The 17,451-nt window shown below is 45.2% G+C and carries 12 protein-coding genes and 4 pseudogenes; 11 read left to right on the forward strand and 5 right to left on the reverse strand.

Features of this window, described 5'->3' with window-relative positions; all coding sequences use genetic code 11:
• Positions 1 to 13: 13 nt before the first annotated feature.
• Positions 14 to 703, reverse strand: a pseudogene (locus tag AAC852_RS02155) (LLM class flavin-dependent oxidoreductase); the annotation flags it as partial.
• Between AAC852_RS02155 and soxR the strand changes: the two are divergent.
• Both soxR and AAC852_RS02165 read left to right on the forward strand, forming a co-directional pair.
• Positions 697 to 1,008 (forward strand): annotated as a pseudogene (soxR, locus tag AAC852_RS02160) (redox-sensitive transcriptional activator SoxR); the annotation flags it as partial. The pseudogenes AAC852_RS02155 and soxR overlap by 7 nt on opposite strands.
• Positions 1,009 to 1,321: 313 nt before the next feature.
• Positions 1,322 to 2,320: an MBL fold metallo-hydrolase gene (locus AAC852_RS02165; RefSeq protein ID WP_340619598.1), complete on the forward strand. Its 999-nt coding sequence runs from the start codon at positions 1,322 to 1,324 to the stop codon at positions 2,318 to 2,320.
• A gap of 146 nt (positions 2,321 to 2,466) precedes the next feature.
• Here AAC852_RS02165 and budA read toward each other — a convergent pair whose 3' ends face one another.
• Together budA and AAC852_RS02175 are read right to left on the reverse strand one after the other, a co-directional pair.
• Positions 2,467 to 3,099, reverse strand: coding sequence for an acetolactate decarboxylase (gene budA, locus AAC852_RS02170; protein WP_340619599.1), 633 nt, complete (start codon positions 3,097 to 3,099; stop codon positions 2,467 to 2,469).
• A 598-nt stretch (positions 3,100 to 3,697) separates the two neighbouring features.
• Complete coding sequence (locus tag AAC852_RS02175) at positions 3,698 to 4,273, reverse strand: helix-turn-helix domain-containing protein (protein ID WP_340619600.1); 576 nt, start codon at positions 4,271 to 4,273, stop codon at positions 3,698 to 3,700.
• A 95-nt stretch (positions 4,274 to 4,368) separates the two neighbouring features.
• Between AAC852_RS02175 and AAC852_RS02180 the strand changes: the two genes are divergently transcribed.
• From AAC852_RS02180 to AAC852_RS02215, 7 genes and pseudogenes are all read left to right on the forward strand, one after another.
• Entirely contained in the window at positions 4,369 to 5,553 is a 1,185-nt protein-coding gene (locus AAC852_RS02180) for a benzoate/H(+) symporter BenE family transporter (RefSeq protein ID WP_340619601.1), read from the forward strand.
• A gap of 1,069 nt (positions 5,554 to 6,622) precedes the next feature.
• Entirely contained in the window at positions 6,623 to 6,814 is a 192-nt protein-coding gene (locus AAC852_RS02185) for a hypothetical protein (protein WP_340619602.1), read from the forward strand.
• Positions 6,807 to 8,111, forward strand: a pseudogene (gene tssI, locus AAC852_RS02190) (type VI secretion system tip protein TssI/VgrG); the annotation flags it as partial. The gene AAC852_RS02185 and the pseudogene tssI, both read left to right, overlap by 8 nt.
• A 60-nt stretch (positions 8,112 to 8,171) precedes the next feature.
• Positions 8,172 to 9,344 carry a DUF2169 family type VI secretion system accessory protein gene (locus tag AAC852_RS02195; protein WP_340619664.1) on the forward strand — a complete coding sequence of 391 codons (1,173 nt, stop codon included), beginning with the start codon at positions 8,172 to 8,174 and terminating at the stop codon, positions 9,342 to 9,344.
• On the forward strand, positions 9,337 to 9,693 hold the full coding sequence (locus AAC852_RS02200) for a DUF4150 domain-containing protein (RefSeq protein ID WP_047685203.1): 357 nt from the start codon (positions 9,337 to 9,339) through the stop codon (positions 9,691 to 9,693). The genes AAC852_RS02195 and AAC852_RS02200 overlap by 8 nt, the downstream gene beginning before the upstream one ends.
• Before the next feature lie 929 nt (positions 9,694 to 10,622).
• Positions 10,623 to 13,932 (forward strand): annotated as a pseudogene (locus AAC852_RS02205) (RHS repeat-associated core domain-containing protein); the annotation flags it as partial.
• Between the two features lie 374 nt (positions 13,933 to 14,306).
• Positions 14,307 to 14,759, forward strand: a complete 453-nt coding sequence (locus tag AAC852_RS02215; protein WP_340619605.1) for a hypothetical protein — start codon at positions 14,307 to 14,309, stop codon at positions 14,757 to 14,759.
• 64 nt (positions 14,760 to 14,823) lie between these two features.
• On the opposite strand, the gene AAC852_RS02220 is transcribed toward AAC852_RS02215, so the two are convergent.
• The gene (locus AAC852_RS02220) at positions 14,824 to 15,180 is read right to left on the reverse strand and encodes a SymE family type I addiction module toxin (protein WP_340619606.1); all 357 of its coding nucleotides are present in this window, start codon (positions 15,178 to 15,180) and stop codon (positions 14,824 to 14,826) included.
• A 139-nt stretch (positions 15,181 to 15,319) separates the two neighbouring features.
• Positions 15,320 to 15,649 (reverse strand): SymE family type I addiction module toxin, encoded by a 330-nt coding sequence (locus AAC852_RS02225; RefSeq protein WP_340619607.1) that lies wholly within the window; start codon positions 15,647 to 15,649, stop codon positions 15,320 to 15,322.
• Between the two features lie 630 nt (positions 15,650 to 16,279).
• Between AAC852_RS02225 and AAC852_RS02230 the strand changes: the two genes are divergently transcribed.
• Complete coding sequence (locus tag AAC852_RS02230; protein WP_340619608.1) at positions 16,280 to 16,876, forward strand: recombinase family protein; 597 nt, start codon at positions 16,280 to 16,282, stop codon at positions 16,874 to 16,876.
• Between the two features lie 31 nt (positions 16,877 to 16,907).
• Positions 16,908 to 17,348 carry a DarT ssDNA thymidine ADP-ribosyltransferase family protein gene (locus AAC852_RS02235; RefSeq protein WP_340619609.1) on the forward strand — a complete coding sequence of 147 codons (441 nt, stop codon included), beginning with the start codon at positions 16,908 to 16,910 and terminating at the stop codon, positions 17,346 to 17,348.
• Positions 17,349 to 17,451: the final 103 nt, after the last annotated feature.

Raw genomic sequence — 17,451 nt, forward strand, 5'->3', positions numbered from 1 at the left:
GTGTTTGGCAATATCAATGCCGAACACGAGGGATAACCTCCCGTCCAAAGAACTCAACCTCCTCCTGACAATGGAGGAATCCCAGCAACAATAGATCTACGCCTACTTTCTTATAGTCGATAATCCGTTCAGCTATTTGTTGTTGCGGTGTACCAATCAGCCTCGGTTTAAAACCATCATTATACTGCACCAAATCATCAAAGCTGGATTTCGCCCAGTTCCCTTCTTTTTCCGGTGAAGCCAAGCCCGCATTCTGTGTCTCATGCTGAAAACCTTTCACTGCTTCCACATCAGTGTGATCAATAATCTCTTGCAGCACCTGCTGCGATTTAACCTGAATATCTTCGATCTGTTGACGCACACCTTCTATGCTATTGCCGTTAGTGAAATACCTGTCAGAAACCCGTACAGCCATGTCCCGCGCGGCACGTGAACTGCCTCCCTGAAAAATTTCCGGCTGTGGATGAAGAGGTTTCGGTTTTAAGCTGTAATTCCGAAAACGATAAAAATCTCCGGCAAAAGTGAACTGTTCTTCCTGCCATATCCCCCGCAGGCAGCGAATAAATTCCTCAGAGCGTAAATAGCGCTCTTCATGATCGAGCCAGGGTTCACCAATGGCCTTAAACTCGCCGCGAAACCAGCCACTGACAATGTTCACGGCAATACGTGCACCGGAAAGGTGGCTGATGGTAACTATTTCCTGCCATTGTTCTGCGTTATATCGCGATTATCAAAGTTGCACAAAGTACAGGTATTCCTTTGAAAGAAATACAAAAAATATTAAGTCAATTCCCACCCAACAGCAAACTCACGGCAGAACAATGGCGTATGCTCTCTTCACAATGGCGGGATATGGAGAATCAACGTATCACAACGCTAACCCAGTTACGTGATAATCTGGATAGTTGTATCGGTTGTGGATGCCTTTCACTGACAGAGTGCCCGCTACGCAACCCAAATGATATATTGGGAGAAAAAGGAGCAGGGCCAAGGATTTTATTGCAATAAGAATAAACCACTATTTCATTCAATATCAATTCAAATTAATCTGACAACCTCATTTTATGAGATGATAAAAAAATAAATCAGGACTGTTTGTGAGAATGACTTATTATAATTGATTTAATCCTTTTTAAGGGGAGCAGATGTTTTTTTGACACCCATAATATCGTGTTATCTATTTTTTTATCTTATATCATTCAACCAATTATTAATTTATCAACATTTAAATCTGCATCCATCCTATTTTTCATTAATTAATTTATTTTAATAACACTGATAAATTATAGTTATTTTATTTCCTTAATTTCTGGAGTATTTAATGAAAAATATTTTTAAGAAATCATATCTTGCTATTACATTGACACTCGCAGGCGTTATGGCAACTTCTACAATGTCCACCGCTTCGACAAAATTTGCTAAACAACCTGCAAATCAGGTTCCTGGTTATTATCATTATCTCCTTGGTGATTTCACGGTTACCGCTGTTTATGATGGACACGTCGATCTTTCCCCTTCTTTACTAAAAGGTCTTGATGAAAAAAATGTTCAGGCAATGATCGCACGAATGTACCAGATTGAAAATGAAGAGGGCATTCAGACAGCGATAAATGCTTATCTTGTTAATACCAAAGAAGGTTTGGTATTAATTGATGCAGGCAGTAGCCACTGCTTTGGGCCCACCGCGGGCAATATCATTAATAATATCCGTTCTGCGGGTTATCAACCAGAAGAAGTAAAAGCCATATTACTGACACATATGCACCCAGACCATGCTTGTGGCATTACTTCACCGGAGGGTAAAGCCATATTCCCGAATGCGACCGTATATATTTCTGAGGAAGAAAATAATTTCAGGTTGAACCCTCAGCTTGTTGCTTCAACTTCAGAAAAAAATCAGTCATTCGCTAACATGGTCCAAAAATCTGTAGCACCGTATATTGCTGCAAAGGCATTTCATACTTTTAAAAGTGGAGAGGAGATTATTTCCGGCATCAAAGCAATATCCACTTTTGGTCATACACTCGGCCATACTTCATACCTGATACATTCAGGCAAAAGTCACATGTTGATTTTGGGTGATATCGTACATTTTCATGCAGTACAACTGGCACATCCAGAAGTTTCTATTGAATTCGATGTAGATAACAATAAAGCCATTGAAGCACGTGAATCTATTTTCGAAAAAGCGGCACATCAACAATGGTTAATTGGTGGTGCCCACCTACCCTTCCCAGGGATCGGGCATATTCGTAAAGAAAAACAGGGATATAATTGGGTTCCAGTGGAATATTCAAGTGTCTTAAAAACAAGTCACTGATATCCAGAGCAGGGATTGAAGTTACTCTTTCCCTGCCTTAAATGAGAATAAAAAAATATCGTTTTTCTACAGGCCCTTATCATCCTTTAGCTTTTCTAATAACATCATGCAGATGATTGATTTTGAGGACGGCATTAAGATATTCACTATTTATCTGGCAAATGGATCTTTATATCTTGTTTTAACTCATAACCTAAAAGACCATTATGTAATTCAAAATCAATAACGTGCCCGCCATTTGTCCGGGTTTCATCAATAAAATGAATGTGAAACGCTGCAACAGAAACACCGTGAAAGATGTCTGGTGTCCAAAATCCAACCATCACACCGCAGATATCATGCAATGTTTCTTCGGATTGTTCTGTAACTGCTTCAATAAAAGGTTTTTCCTGGCAATTCATACGACGAAACCGGATATTTTTAAAATTACCTTCAATCTTTATCGCAGCAAAAATATTATCAATATTTACCTGAGTGGATAATTCGGCATAAAGAGATTTTTTGTTGATATTCGAAACAGGAAACTGCTCATTAGGGTTGAAATATGTCAACTGTGCGAATGGCAACTGCTCGTGAGCATAGAAACGGCGCACATTACCCTCTCCCTGAATTTCAAAAAAAATATCATCCAGTGCAATCATTTCACCTGCGTGTGCATGTAAGTAGCCAATACCAAATGAGCCACCTTGGCTGATTTCCGATATTGTAAACATTCCATCAAAAACACCAGACATCAAAGCATGTATGGTGGAATACTGATGTATTATCCGGCTATTCATATGCCCTCTCTCTTGCTACTTGCTACTTGCTATACACCTGTCGTCTTTCAAGTTGCATCTTGAAAGCCATAGAAGAATATATATACTGCAATTTTAAATCTGATTGGATAGATATATCAGATGAATATTTCAGATTTTTTACCATATTATAAATTAATATCGCTAACAGTTCGTCATTGTCAAGGAAATTATATTTCCTGCTTATATCAAGCAATAATAATTCAATTTTGTTTATTTTATCTTTACACTTTAGCTTTTGTAATAAATGAAGTTTAATTTACATTCTTAGTTACAAGACTCATATATTAATAGTTTAATTATCTTATTTTGATACTAAATTAATATTATTATAAAAAGTTTTATGTTCATTGTGCAAATAAATCAAATGCATATTATGTGACTGTATATTATTAATATAATTAAAAATCATATTTTAATGATAATTTCTCTTCAATGATGAAACGTGAATACAGCATCCAAAAGTAGTCAACACTACACTGCCTGAATCTAAATAAATTAGATAACGTTAAGATATGGCGATTTAAATCGCCATATTAACATCTATATAAACAATCTGTACGCCAACTCTTTCAGGTTATTATGTAGGTAACGAGTCATGTGGGTAATGAATGAGGTTATGGATAACAACAATCTCATCACCTGAATTAACATAAGCATGGTTACAACTGGCATGAAAACGCATTGATTCACCTGCTGAAATTTTATGCCAGGTGTCATTAATACGCAGATCTAACACCCCACTGAGCACAATAACATGCTCTACCACTCCAACTTCATGTGGAGAAGATTCACTTGAAGCCCCCGGTAACAATTCTATTTTAAATAAATCGATGAAAAATTCATCATCAAAGGGGATCAGTGGCGTTACTCGCATACCTGAATTGTTTTGTTCAAAGATCGGTAATTCATTAAATCGATGTAATACAGGCTGAAGCTGAGGCTCTGTTCCCTCCAAAAAGGTTGAAAAGGCGACATTAAAACCTGTTGCAATTTTCCACAGTGTAGAAATCGTCGGACTTGATTGACCGCGTTCAATTTGCCCAAGCATCGCCTTACTAACTCCCGTCAGTTTAGCAGCCTGACTGAGGCTTAACCCTCGAGAAGCTCTTAATGACTTAAATTTTTCGGCAATTTTCGGTGTGATATCACTCATTGGTGCCTTCTCAAAATAAATACATGGGTTGAATGCTAAAACAGACGATGATATTCTCACCATCGTCCGTTATAACATCCGATAGGTCATATCGTATGCCTAAGCAATCATTTTTTAGAGATTTTTCACCATCAACGCTTGTTACAGGTTTTGTTGCGGTATTAGTTGGTTATGCTAGTTCAGTTGCGATAATTCTCCAAGCATTGGCAGCGGTTGGTGTCGAATCATCACAAATTGGTGCTTGGCTAGTTACGCTCGGTATTGGTATGGGAATCTCAACAATTGCGTTATCACTTTATTATCGCACTCCTATTTTAACGGCTTGGTCAACACCGGGAATTGCATTGTTGGCGACACATTTTCCGAATACCTCAGTCAATGAAGCCATTGGTATTTTCATCTTCGCTTCGACATTAATATTGATATGCGGTATCACTGGGCTATTTGCCAAATTGATGAACTACATCCCGCACTCCATCGCAGCCGCGATGCTTGCCGGAATATTACTCCGCTTCGGTTTGGATGCCTTTGCAATACTACAATCCAACTTTTGGCTTTGTAGCATCATGCTACTTATTTACTTAGTTTTCCGCCGCTATTTTCCGTTATATGCAATAATTTCAACACTTGCGGCAGGGGTTATTCTCTGTATCCTCAGCGGCAACTTAAATTTGACAGGTGAAAGCATCATGTTCTCCCTGCCTAAGTTTGTCATGCCACAATTTAGCGCAACCACACTTATTGGTGTAGGCATTCCATTTTTTATCGTCACGATGGCATCACAAAATGCACCGGGGATTGCTACCCTACAGGCGGCGGGATATCCACCTCGTACATCCAAATTACTTATTTGGACATCATTAATAACTATTATTCTGACCCCTTTTGGGGGATTCAGCATTTGCATTGCCGCAATTACAGCAGCCATTTGCATGGGAAATGATGTTCACCCAGATCGGGATAAACGGTATATTGCCGCTGTGAGTGCTGGTTTTTTCTATATACTGGCAGGCATTTTTGGCGGAACCATCTTTTATTTATTTAACGCTTTTCCAGCTCCATTCATAAAGATTTTGGCCGGATTAGCCCTTCTTGGCACTTTTACAAATAGTCTGAATCTGGCAATCAAAAATGAATCTACAAGGGATGCCGCTATTATTTGTTTTCTAATCACAGCATCAGGAGCAAATTTACTGGGGATCAACTCAGCATTTTGGGGATTGGTTGGTGGGATTATTGCGCACTTGATATTTAAAAAACGAGCATTGATAACATCCTGAACAAACCGTTCTCTGATGAGTTTGTAGCCCTATAGAACTCGATAATTTAAGGCAATGTATTTATATTTCAATTCCATATACCAATTATGCCCCCTTATTCTTTTTTCGATATAATAAATAAGTTACTTTATGCACATAATTTTGATGATGACTACTCAATATCCAATAGAAAAGTGAATTGTTGCAGTGATATTTAATCTCTTGAACTCGCGGCAAACTTCATAGAACCCATGTGAATCATAGGTATTTCTGGCATAGGTAGAAATAGGGTCTGTGACAGAAAAGCGGGAAATTATAGCGCAATGAGAAAGTAAGTTACTATCACTATAGGGCAGAAAACTGCCCTTTGAAATCCAGGCAGTTGTCTAACTAAGTTAAGTTGTTTGAATTGACTTAATCCTTATATTGCTCAATTAACCAAATATTAATTTGGCTATTTCCATTTAGGACTGATCTCATCGCAATATTTACTTTTATTTGAATGAATGGCTGGAGCTTATATATTCAATGCAAATACATCATTCATTATTACGCTCTTTCTTATTAAACAAAAAAGACAGAAAATAAAAAAATCTCATTTCTAATAACAGCTTTTTTGTGATCGAGTTCATGAAATGAAAATGATCATGATTTTGGTCAAACCCGTTAACTATTTTTTATTTTTACCTCATAAAGTTACGGAAAAGACATCTTTTATGGATAAATATTAAGCAGATCTATACACTAATTATATACACCATATCAGAATATTATTCCTAAAAGGCAATCATTTTAACTTTTTACACTGTCATTGTCAGATGCCGTTTTTTATTGCACTTGATTTAATTTGGCCTTTACCCAGCCGTTATTTATTATTTCCTCCATTTTATTTGTCACAGATCAGCTGATATATTCGGAAAACAAAGTCCCTTCAAATTATCGTAAAGCAGCATATTGCGTCCTTAATTAACCAATTTGTCGGAGACAATGTGAGTTAGATTTAAATCTTGTGCCCGAATGTTATGGCCTGCGTTGTTATCAGGCGGAATAGCCTATTGCATAACATTCCATTATCTCAGGGAGACAAACTATGTCAGTGAAAAAGCACCTCACCAAATTGAAGAAAGGAAAAGCGCTGTTGGAACAAGGACAGCAAACGACGCAGATAGCGAAACAGGCCAAAGGCCTGTTGACGGGCGCGGGTGGTAACACTGCTGCCGGTGTCGGTAGCATGATCAGTGGCGGAGGCTTTGCCGGTGGAGCGGGACAAAAAGCCGGGTGAAGGCAGTACACTGGGGGAACCGGCGGTCAACAGTCTGACCAGCAGCGCACAGGTGCGCCCGGCTCAGGTACAGCTTAAGGATTACACTTTCAAAAACCCGGCCTGGCCGGCAGAATTTCAGCAACAGATGCGGGATGAAAACCTGCAACAACTGTATTACGAGCATTACGACTATCCGGGCCGCTTCAAGGACGAGACGCATGGCAAGGATTTTACCCGCTACCGCCTGGAGGCACTGCGCAGCGACGCCGTGACCGGACAGGGCAGCGGCAATGCCATCGCCCTGCAACCGGGCAAACTGTTCATTCTCGATAACCATCCCCGGGCAGACCTGAACCAGTCATGGCAGACCGTTTCCGCCAGCCACAGCGGCTGTCAACCGCAGGCACTGGAAACCGCCAGCTCAGGCGCCGGCACGACACTGCACAGCCACTTTACCTTCATCCGCCAGAACCAGAACTGGCGCCCGGCCCCGTTGCCCAAACCGGTGATTGATGGCCCGCAGATTGCCAAAGTGGTCGGCCCGGCCGGTGAAGAAATTTTCTGTGACCAGTACGGGCGCGTGCGTCTGCAATTCCCGTGGGACCGTTACGGTAAAAGCGATGACCAAAGCTCCTGCTGGATACGGGTCAGCCAGCCGTGGGCCGGTCAGGGCTGGGGCATGCTGGCCATTCCCCGTATCGGACAGGAAGTAGTGGTGGATTTCCTGCATGGCGACCCCGACCAGCCAATAGTGACCGGGCGTACCTACCATGCCAGTAACATTCCACCGGGTAGCTTACCGGGCAGCAAAACCCAGATGGCGTTCCGCTCCAAAACCCACAAAGGGCAAGGCTACAACGAACTGCTGTTTGAGGATGCCAAAGGTAGTGAACTCCTGTCACTGCACGCCCAGAAAGACATGAACACCAAGGTACTCAATAACCGCGATACCCATGTACTGGCTAACCACAGCGAAACCGTGGAAAAAAACCAGACCATCAAAGTGAATGAGCACAAAAATGAAATGGTGAAAATGACCAGCACGGAAACCATCAGCATGGTCTACGCACTGACCGTCGGCGCCAGCATGAACACCACCGTCGGCGCCAGCCAGACTGAACAGGTTGGCAGCCATAAATCCGTTGTGGTCGGCAATACCTTGTCTATCAATGCCGGTGATGTGATTGAGCTGAAATGCGGTGCCAGCGTCCTGCGTATGGATAGCGAGGGCAAAATCACCATTCAGGGCAGTGAGTTCAAATTTGAGGCCAGTGGCCCGGTACAAATCACCGGTAAAGACATCGACCTGAACTAACAAGGACAGACTGAGATGGAATTTCGTAACCTGACGCCCTTTGCGGTGATGAACTACCCGATGCTCGATGTCGACGATACCGAGCATCACGTCGCGGTCATGAAAATCGGCTACCAACTGATGCCTGCCGGAGAGGGGGAGTACGTCGCCGAATTATTGCCCGCGCCGCCCCTGTGTTTACAGGATGAATACCGCGGGCAGATGAATGCCTCGCAGGTGTTGCAGGAAAGTGACCTTGCGCCGTTTAAACCGCGCTGCGACGTGATTGTCAACGGCACGGCTTATGCGCCAGAAGGTAAGCCCTGCACCGAATTTCCCGTGCGGTTACAGGTACAAACTAAGCAGGGCCAGCCCCTGCTCGACAAAACCCTCACCGTAACCGGTGAACGGGAATTTATCCGTGACGCCGCTGGCCACTGGCAACTGACTGAACCAACACCTTTTACCACGCTGCCACTGGATTACTGCTATGCCTTTGGGGGCGAATGCAAAATTCAGGCAGACGATAAAGCGAGCCAACACCTCAAAGAGCGTGACCGACTGACACCCGAACAGCGCCAGCAGCACCCGGACGGGGAAAATGCCCCGATTGCGCATGCCGTTTGGGAAGCCAACCCGCTGGGGATGGGATTTATCACACCGTGGTATGCCGATGCCAAACAACTCACCCGTTACCCTGCCCCGCGCATTATTCGACCGGATGCGCCGTTTACCTCACAGCATTTTGCGGAGCAACTGGCTGGCACATTACTGCCCGATACCCCCGCCTGTCAGCCGCAGGGAATGGGGTTTATCGGTCGCCCGTGGCTGCCCCGCCGCCAACTTGCCGGCACTTACGATGCCGACTGGCTGGAGCACCGCCATCCCTATCTGCCAAAAGATTTTGACTTTGGTTACTGGAACGGCGCCCCGGCTGACCAGCAGATTGACTGGCCGGAAACCGATATTGCCCTCACCCTGAGTGGCCTGACGCCCCATAGTGACCTGCATGTCAAACTGCCGGGGCATCGCCCGTTTATCCTGCTGCGGATGCATAACGGCATGCTGCTGCCCGTACCGATGCGCCTCGATACGTTAATTATCGACAGCGAAGCCAGAACACTGCATATAACCTGCCGTCTGAGCTTCAAAGCCTCTCTGCCCGTACGGGTCGCCGAAGCCCGGTTTGAAATCAACCCGGATGCCCCTTTACTCAAACTGGCGCCACTGGAAGAGGAGAAAAAAGATGGCTGATAACTACATCGCCCGTACCGCGGGTACCTGGATGATTATCGGCATGCTGCCGGACGTGTGCAAAACCCCGATGGGGCCTTCCACCCCACCCATCCCCTATCCGGTGGTGGCGAAACTGGCAGACAGCTCAGCCCCGGAAAAAACCGTGCGTGCCAATGGCCAGCCGGTGGTGGTATTTGCCCAGAGCTTTGTGCCGCAGACACTGGGCGACCAGCCCGGCGTAGCGAATGGCGTCAAAAGCGGCACCGTCGGCGGAAAATGCCATCCGCAGGAGCATACCCGCACGGTTCGTGCCGGCAACAAACTGGTATTGCGCCACGGGGATAAATTTTGGATGAACGGGGCATAAGGAGGGAAACCATGTCAGATAAGATGCTCGTCACATCAGATAGCAACGATGTCAGAGCCGAAGAATATTGCAAAGAATTTAACATTCGCACACAGGCTGAGGCGGAGAAAGCGCTCAGCAATGCAGAGACACTATACCGGCAAAGCACCCGTTTTTACGGCGATTACGGCGACGACCCGGAATTAGACGTTCACTATAATCAGGCAGACGCTGACTTCGAAGCTCAGGCTTTTAAGAAAACGGCTCAGGATACCGTTGAAAAATTCAAAAGGGGTGAATTTCCAAAGGAAGAATGGGAAAAAGAGAAAGACGACGACGATCATCCCAAACCCAATGCTGCGTTGCCGCAAAAGCCACGAGACGATAGCCCGACCGGAGAAGGGAATACAATTGGTAGCATTGTCGGACAGGCCCCCCAGTCCGCCTCTCCTCCGCATGCCGCTAATCCGGCCGTTAAGCCAGAGGCCCCGGCGGAAAAAGGGATGTGGGATAACACCGTTGACTGGTTTCAGGAAACCGCCGATGACTTCAACAAATGGGTGGATGAGAGTAAACACCATCTGCAAGCCGCCTGGGACAGTCCGGGCGAAGCGGCTATCGGGGCAGGCAAAGCACTCTGGAATACCGTTCCTGAAATGGGGGAATTGCTTGGCAAGGGAGCCGTAATCATGACAACGGCACCGGCCGTTGCTGCCGAAAAAGCCTGGGAATATATGGGGGGCTCTCCTGTCGGGGTGTCTGAATTGCAGCAAAAGGCCGTTGATATGGTCAATGCTGATGCGATTAAGATGGAAATGAAAAGCGATGCCGAGAAAGGGGGTCATTTAATATACGAAGGCGCTTCTTTAGCGACAGGTATTCTTGGACTTGCCAAAGCTGTTGCCAAAAAAGGTGCCAAAATCAAAGGCCAGTCGCCAGAAACTGCCAACCCCGCGCCGGCCAAACCCAAAAACACCGAAAAAGACCCTGTTGACAACAAATCCACCGATAAAGATGGTAGCTGCAACGGGACTTGTAGCACAAAAAGTGAACCTGTCGATATGGCCACCGGCGACTTCCTGCAAGTCTGGCCGGTTATCGCTATCCCCGGATTGTTGCCGATTACCCTGACCCGCACCTATCGCTCCACTGCCAACTTAAACGGCCTGTTTGGCCCGAAATGGGCAGATGACTGGTCACGCCAGCTGGCACTGACTGACGGCAAAATCAATTTCACCGATGCAGACGGAGTCATCTATGATTTCAATACGCCGGATAATCAGGTACTCGCCCGTAACCAGCATATTCCCCATTACCTGCTGACCGGCGAATTGAATGGTGAATTGCAACTGACCGACCGCCAGTCCCAACTCAGCTATCACTTCAATCACATCGTTGGCAATATCCGCAAGCTATCCGCGATCACTGACCGCCGTCAGAACGCGATCCGGTTTATTTACAATAAACACGCACAACTGATCGAAGTCACGCGCACGGATGGCTTCCGGCTGATTCTGGGGTATCAGGATCAGCAACTCCAGACAGTGGACTATCTTGAACAGCAAAAACAACAACGGCTGGTGACCTGTCACTATGATCCACAAGGTTATCTGCATCAATGTGATGCGTTCCAGCACAACCATCTGTGGCATGAATATGACGCACAGGGGCGGATGACCCGCTGGCACGATACCGACCAAACTGATCTGCATCTCATTTATGATGAGCAGGGGCGGGTACTGAGCATGACGTCCCCCAGCGGCTACTGGAGTGACCGTTTCCACTATGACGACCAGGCGCGTATCACCACTTACCGGGATGCTGAAGGTGGTGAAACCCAGCACCATTACGATAACAACGGGCTGGTGATCCGTGAAGTCGATCCGCTGGGACGCGTCACACGCCGCCAGTGGCGCTACAGTCAAATCGTCTGGGAAGCCAATGCAGCCGGTGGAATGACGACTTTCGATTACAACCCTGATGGTGCGCTGACCGAAATGGTTCTGCCGACGGGAGAAACCTTTGCTTACGGTTATGACGAACACGGGCAGCTTATCGAAAGTGTCCTGCCCACCGGTGAGCGCTGGCAATTTCACTATGACGAGCAAGGCAACCTGACAGCGCTGACTAATCCATTGGGGCACAAAGAAGAATACCAATACGGCACGCACGGTGAATTGCGTCAGCGCCTGCTACCGGATGGGCGTCAGTGGCACTATGCCTATGACGAACAACAGCGGCTGGCTGCCGTGATGACCCCAGACGGTCAGACCACCGGCCTGCAACTGGATGAACTGGGCCGCCTGCGCCAATTCACCGATGCTCTCAAACAACAAACTCACTACCGTTACAGCGACGACCATGCCAGTCTCAACGGTAGCCTGACGGAAGTCGAACTGCCGGATGGCACCACGCAACAACTGGCCTATGACAGTGAACGGCGAGTAGTGGCCGTGACTGACGGCGAAGGCCGTACCACCCGCTATACTTACGGCGCGTTTGACCTGCTGACTCAGGTTACCCGACCCGATGGCACGGTATTACACTTTGGCTATGACCGGCTGACCCGGTTGAACTCAGTGACCGCCTCCACCGGCGAAACCTACCGTTATGAGCGGGATGCCGCGGGGCAGATTATCCGGGAAACTGATTTTACCGGGCGTACTCTTGAATATCAGTACGATAAACTGGGACGCCGCACACTGACGCAATATCCCGACGGACAACAGCTCCGCTGGCATTATTCCACTACGGGTTTGTTGCTCAAACAGGAAAGCTGGCAACCGGAAGAAAACCAACGGGTACTGAAAGCCACAACGCGTTACGAGTACAACAAGCGGCATCAACTAGTGAAAGCCACCAATGCCGATGCCGTGGTGGAATACGAATATGACGAGACCACTGGCCTGCCGACCTGTGAGCGTATCAATGGGCGGGAAATCACGCGCGAATGGGATAATCTGACCGGACGTCCTGTCAGCGAAAGTGTCGATGGCAATACCCTGCACTTCGGTTATAACCTGTCGGGGAGTCTGAATCACTTTCAGCTTAACCAGCATGCACCACTGACATTCCAGCATGATGCGCTGGGGCGGGAAACCGTGCGGGAAAGTGCCAACGGTTTTATCCTTGCCAGTCGCTACACCGCAACTGGCCTGCTGGCACATCAGTCGGCGGGTCAGGCTACCCAATTTTTCCGGGAAACGCTGGCGCAAAACGATCCGCACTTCCCACCCCAGGCCACCGCTGTCAACCGGAGCTGGCAATACGACCGCGCCCACAATGTACGGGTGATTGACGACAGCCGCTGGGGACAAACCCGTTATCGTTACAATACTAACGACCAAATACTCCATACCCTGTACGAGGGTGCGCGTCCGCATGAAGAGCAATTCAGCTATGATGCCAACGGCAATCTGAGTCAACATCTACCCACCGATGCACGGGGAGCGGTAGCACAAATCAATCAACGCCAGAAAGCCGGACGTGTTGTGCAGCAAGGGGATAACCGTTATCGCTATGATGATAACGGTCGTCTGGTGGAAAAAACTGAACGCCGTGATGGCTTCCGTCCGCAAATCTGGCGCTATCGCTGGGATACGCAAAACCAGCTTACCCACTGCGAAACCCCGGACGGCTCGCGTTGGCAGTATAAATACGATCCTTTTGGTAGGCGACTCCAAAAACTGAAAATTCACGATGGAAAATTGGCTGCCACAAATTTAAAATTGTGGCTGGATGGCAAACCGGATTTAGCACTGAGAGCGGATGCCATCGTCGGACAGGATTACCTGTGGAGCGGTGACCATCTGGTTGAGGAAACGCCGATTTATGCCGATGGCACACCGGCGGAAAATCAGCGTGTCCGCTGGCTCTACGAACCGGGCGCACTCACACCGTCAGCCCGTTTTGAGCGAGGCAAGCTGCACTATGTGGTGAGTGACCATCAGGGAACGCCGCGCGAGATGCTCAACGAGGCCGGCCAGCTTATCTGGGCACAGCGGCTGAGAAGCCTGGGGGCAGGCAGATCATTCTCAGGTGATTGCGTCCAATGATGCGGATTATCATGTTGGTTGTCACTTCCGGTTCATGGGCCAATATTTCGATGAGGAATCAGGGCTTTGCTATAATCGCTTTAGGTATTACAGTAACGAAACGGGGCAATATATCTCGCCGGACCCCATCGGGCTGATGGGCGGGCTGAATCCGTATGGGTATGTGCATAATCCATTATCGTGGGTTGACCCGTTTGGATTGAGTGGTACTTCTGAGGTCATGCCTAAAAAGCAGCTCCCTTATAAGGTTATTAATGAGCTGAAAAAATTTGAAGGTAAAGATTACCGTTTTGGAAATCAAACTTTCAAACTGGACAAAGCAGGTATGAAACATATTCTTGAGCGACACCACCCTAATTATTGGGATGGTTCGATAAAGGCTAAGCAAAGTTTTCTTTCTCGTAAAATGTCAATAAATGATATTACCGATGCTATCGGGAGTGTGATGAAGCAAAATAGAGATACAGTAATAAGCAAAGGAAGTGTCGGTAAATTCCAAATTTCTGGTCAGTATAAAGGCCAAGATTATGTAGTTGGTTTTAAAAATGGAAGAATAGGTCAATTTTATCCAGGTAAACTATGATAAACATAAATACATACATTAAAATCAAAGATGAATATATTGATATTTTTCAATATGATGGAAGTATAGAAAATTCTGATTATATTGATGGCGCTTTAGAATTAACCATCAATGGTATTAGTCTTATTGATAAGTCAATGTATGATTATATTGATGATCTTTGGTGTTATTTAGCCGAAGGACTATCAATATTATATAATAATGAAGAGTTCAAATGCTATTTTCCAGATCAACCGATAGAGGTTAAGTTTACTCCATCAAAGGGAAATAGAGTACTTGTTAGTGTAAATTGCCATTCAGAAGTTAAGACTTCTATTGAAAAGGAAGAGTTTTTAATTGCTATGTGTGGACATGCAAAAAAATTCTTTGAACGGATGGAAGACTTAAATCCCCACTCAATAGGAGCATATAGTGCGGCTATGCAATATTTAAAAAAAGTTAATTTTTGATTGATATATAAATTAAAATAGCTGGTAGATTGATCTTCCAGCTTTATTCTTTTTTTAAGAACGACTACATGATGGTACGAGCAGGCATAAGGTCAGACTCTGTCATCAACATAATCTTGCCGTGACCGAAAGCAATTTGAACGGGCTTATCCAGCAAACCGGTTTCCGTTAACCAGTCACCAGCCAGATACAGCTCGCCATTGTCACGTACCCAATCGATGCCCGGCTTCGGATCATCTTCCACGGCGTGGAACAAGATAGCCGGATCATCATCAGGCTTCGCCAATGTCAACATCAACCCGTTGTTATATTGCTGGATATGAAACAGGGTATTGGGTGTAAAGCCCATCTGTCGCATATCGTTACCAGTTAACACACATTCCGGTTTTTCAGCGTCTTCAGTAGAAAATTTAAGCTCCATCAGTTCATTCTCTGTTGATGAATAAAATAAAATGCGAACGGCTTCGCAAAAGAAAACTTTTGCCATTTCAATGCAAAGCGAAGCTCACTAAGAAGCGTTCAATATTATGTTTTAATTGATAAAAAATTGAATTAAAAGTCTATCCCGACAACTTTTTATTTAATTTTCCGGGGAATTGACGCAGCCAGCGTGCCACAGCGATATCATCCCATTCACCTTCATTCAGGCTTTTTAAGCAGTGCCACAGTTCATGAAAATTTTGGGCGGTGATAATCAAACAACCGGGCATCACTCTGATTTTTAACGGATCGTTAATAGAAAAACCGGCTTCCAGTAGCCATTTTCCGCTTAAATTAATGGCAGGAGTCGTGCGGTTCACTCCCTTGGGACGATAAACCACTTTCTGATAACGTTCCGGTTGGGAAATTTTGTAAATGCGGGTGCCTGCAGTAGAATACGTGTCAGCCATAATAACTATCTCCTGTAGTTTTTGTGGTTAGCGGTTTTATCGTGTGACCAGCACGTTAAAACCGCGTCGAAATTTTCACCGCCACTCTATCCCCCACCCAAATAACATGCCACTGACAAAAATGGCCTTTGCAAAGCGGCTCGCAAAATAACGACAGCAAATGTATTCCATTGCTATTGACTATCGATTTGGGATAGCAGACGTATTCCCAGAACCATAGAGAGGTAAATGCAACCGTCGTGTCACTCGACACTATTTGGCGAATAAAATAACGAGCAAAATTTTCATTATTTTTGTAGTCACACCACGACATAACTCACTTAAACAAAAGTCGTAACTGCGACCATCACACCCCTATTGTGCCATAAGCAGAAATCACTAATATGTATTAAGTTTAATTAGATTAGCTCCTTCTAAGTTACAAGAGATTAGGAAGTGCAGTTCATTCTCTGGACACTAAAGTCCATATGGTTTTATCTATAGATCAAGTTGGTACAACAATAGCACCAGATTTTCACTGTTCTAACAAACAGTAGTTTTATCGACACATTAACTTATTGATTAAACATCGTGCTAACAATCCGCTTTTATGTAAGAATACCCGTATATTTATCTATGTTAGGAAAAGGTATGGGAAAGCGATTTGGATACGTTCGTGTATCTACAGATGATCAGCGACTAGATTTACAGCGAGATGCTTTGAACAGAGCTGGTTGTATTGATATATATGAAGAAAAAATTAGTGGAAAGTCTGCGGATCGCCCTATTCTTGACCATTGTCTCCGAGCTCTGGAGCAAGGTGATACCTTAATCGTTTGGCGGCTTGATCGTTTGGGAAGATCATTATCCGATTTGGTAAGGATTGTAGGTGAGTTGGAACAGCTCGGCATTGGTTTCGAGAGTATTACAGAATGTATAGACACAGGCAATGCTACAGGAAAACTAACTTTACACCTATTCTCTGCGTTAGCAGAGTTTGAGCGGAACCTTATCAGAGAACGAACGCAGGCTGGATTAGTTGCTGCTCGTGCTCGTGGCCGTAAAGGGGGAAGGAAACCTGCCTTAGATGAAAAGCAAGTAAAGAAAATCAAGGCTCTTCTGCGTAACCCTGATATACAAGTTGCTGAAATTGCTAAGTGCTATGGTGTGTCTCGGGCAACCATTTATAAGTACGCAGGTGCAGTTCGCCCAAGTCGTATAACTGAGAATCGAGCGAAGCCACTATAGTACACTATAGTAATTGAAGGGAAATAAAAATATGGCTGATATAAAAACTCAAAAGTTACTTTATCACCTCACAAGTTTGAACAATGTCAGCTCTATATTGACGCATGGATTAAAATCCAGGGCAATACTGGGAGAATTTCGTGATGTTGCTGATAAGGAAATAATCGACAGTCGTAAGGAATATGACCTTGAGAAATACGTGCCTTTTCATTGGTTTTCAAGAAACCCTTTTGATGGACGTGTTCAGAAAGATCGACCAGATGAAAACTTTATTTTAATTACAGTCAAACGGGAAGTAGCTAAAGCAGAAAACTGGAAGGTAATTCCCCAGCATCCCCTGGCTAATACTGCTATCAAACTTTATGACTATGATGAAGGTTTCGGGTTAATTAATTGGGACATAATGAATAAGCGAGACTACCACAATCCTGATTGTAAGAGCCATATGCATGGCGGAGTGCTTGTCTCCTAATATTGTCAATGTTTCAAAATTCTTCATGATCTATGTTCCCACGACGAGTATTGAGAGGGCTGTTATGAAAAAACTGAATGGACAGTCAGTTGATGTTAATGTC

The organism is Xenorhabdus siamensis (assembly GCF_037996745.1).
Taxonomy (GTDB): Bacteria; Pseudomonadota; Gammaproteobacteria; order Enterobacterales; family Enterobacteriaceae; genus Xenorhabdus; species Xenorhabdus indica.

Excerpts from the sequence above, each read along its gene's own strand:
- AAC852_RS02165 (WP_340619598.1), top strand. The coding sequence starts at position 1,322 with ATGAAAAATATTTTTAAGAAATCATATCTTGCTATTACATTGACACTC.
- budA (WP_340619599.1), bottom strand. The coding sequence starts at position 3,099 with ATGAATAGCCGGATAATACATCAGTATTCCACCATACATGCTTTGATG.
- AAC852_RS02175 (WP_340619600.1), bottom strand. The coding sequence starts at position 4,273 with ATGAGTGATATCACACCGAAAATTGCCGAAAAATTTAAGTCATTAAGA.
- AAC852_RS02180 (WP_340619601.1), top strand. The coding sequence starts at position 4,369 with ATGCCTAAGCAATCATTTTTTAGAGATTTTTCACCATCAACGCTTGTT.
- AAC852_RS02185 (WP_340619602.1), top strand. The coding sequence starts at position 6,623 with ATGTCAGTGAAAAAGCACCTCACCAAATTGAAGAAAGGAAAAGCGCTG.
- AAC852_RS02195 (WP_340619664.1), top strand. The coding sequence starts at position 8,172 with ATGCTCGATGTCGACGATACCGAGCATCACGTCGCGGTCATGAAAATC.
- AAC852_RS02200 (WP_047685203.1), top strand. The coding sequence starts at position 9,337 with ATGGCTGATAACTACATCGCCCGTACCGCGGGTACCTGGATGATTATC.
- AAC852_RS02215 (WP_340619605.1), top strand. The coding sequence starts at position 14,307 with ATGATAAACATAAATACATACATTAAAATCAAAGATGAATATATTGAT.
- AAC852_RS02220 (WP_340619606.1), bottom strand. The coding sequence starts at position 15,180 with ATGGAGCTTAAATTTTCTACTGAAGACGCTGAAAAACCGGAATGTGTG.
- AAC852_RS02225 (WP_340619607.1), bottom strand. The coding sequence starts at position 15,649 with ATGGCTGACACGTATTCTACTGCAGGCACCCGCATTTACAAAATTTCC.
- AAC852_RS02230 (WP_340619608.1), top strand. The coding sequence starts at position 16,280 with ATGGGAAAGCGATTTGGATACGTTCGTGTATCTACAGATGATCAGCGA.
- AAC852_RS02235 (WP_340619609.1), top strand. The coding sequence starts at position 16,908 with ATGGCTGATATAAAAACTCAAAAGTTACTTTATCACCTCACAAGTTTG.